The organism is Mesotoga sp. HF07.pep.5.2.highcov, assembly GCF_003666285.1.
Taxonomy (GTDB): domain Bacteria; phylum Thermotogota; class Thermotogae; order Petrotogales; family Kosmotogaceae; genus Mesotoga; species Mesotoga prima.
Genome location: NZ_JFHJ01000367.1, coordinates 1 through 1,073, shown reverse-complemented (window position 1 = coordinate 1,073; position 1,073 = coordinate 1). Strand labels below are relative to the sequence as shown.

The window sequence follows — 1,073 nt, the reverse complement described above, 5'->3', positions numbered from 1 at the left end:
TTTTTTTATACCTTGCGTGCTGCAATTGGCAAAATGGTACTTGAATCTGCATTTATTAAGCTAGGAGCAAAATCCTGGCTCTGAAACAAAGAACTGATTGCTGAACGCAAGAAACAAAGCTCATGCTAGGTAAATGCCTAATCTTGATCGAGCCTAACTAAAGTCTTCGCTACATCGAATAGCTCTTTGTTTTTCGCTTCCAGAAATTCTTTCACTTCTTTCCACGTCAAGACTGCTCCAAATGGATCGGGGGAGGCCTCCACATCATCGAAAAAAGTTACAGCCCTTATTATATGGTAAAGATCAACTTCTCTACCATACTTCTTGATAAAAGCTTGAAGTACTTTCTTCGAGGGCTCTCTCTTCAGGATTTCCGCGAGATCGAAATAATCCTTCTTCTCTGCTCTTGCTGCGATAGCGCTAAGCTTCATGGCGGCGATATCGATTACCGATGCCACATCCAGTGACTTATACTTCTCCAAAGGTTCAACTAGCGCATAATGGTATTCAAAGGAGCTTGCTCGGACACCCTCAATCTCAGCTTCAAGGTTACCTGTCTGAATCCTCACATTCTCCACTGAAACACCAAACTGCTTCAAATACTCGAGAAGCACTTCAGGCCTGTAAGACTCAGCTGAGAAGAAATCCAGATCGAAACTCACACGGTGTTCATAGTGCATAGCCAGAGCTGTATCGCCTGCAAGGTAAAAATTCGGCAGTTTATTTTGAAGAGTATCTAGAAGATTTACCGTCTGAGATGAAAGTCTTCCGGTTCTAAGCATCTAGTTATCTCCGATCTAGGAATATTTAGAACAAGGCCCCAGAAATTGGCGGTCACCCTCCCGATTATCCTGCTTCTCTTGACAACCTCAACAATCTCTTCCGAATCATATTCAGAAAGAAGACTTACAACATCCTCCATCGTCCCGTATTCCAGAATCCTCGAGATAATGAAGAACTTGTCCTTCTCCTTGTCCATTTTCATGATATCCACATCCCAGAAACACGTGGTCCTTAGCTTCAGAGCCATATACTTCACCATATCAATTCTATCATTTGAAGTCTTACAAACC

The 1,073-nt window shown here is 42.5% G+C and carries 2 protein-coding genes; both read right to left on the bottom strand.

Going from position 1 to position 1,073, the window contains the following annotated elements; genetic code table 11:
• Positions 1-137: 137 nt before the first annotated feature.
• Entirely contained in the window at positions 138-782 is a 645-nt protein-coding gene (locus tag BG32_RS07785; RefSeq protein ID WP_014730817.1) for a nucleotidyl transferase AbiEii/AbiGii toxin family protein, read from the bottom strand.
• On the bottom strand, positions 746-1,073 hold a 328-nt coding region (locus BG32_RS07780), incomplete at its 5' end, for a DUF6922 domain-containing protein (protein WP_121526651.1). The genes BG32_RS07785 and BG32_RS07780, both read right to left, overlap by 37 nt.

Bases quoted from the DNA above. Each gene is read 5' to 3' on its own strand.
- BG32_RS07785 (WP_014730817.1), bottom strand. From the start codon at position 782: ATGCTTAGAACCGGAAGACTTTCATCTCAGACGGTAAATCTTCTAGAT.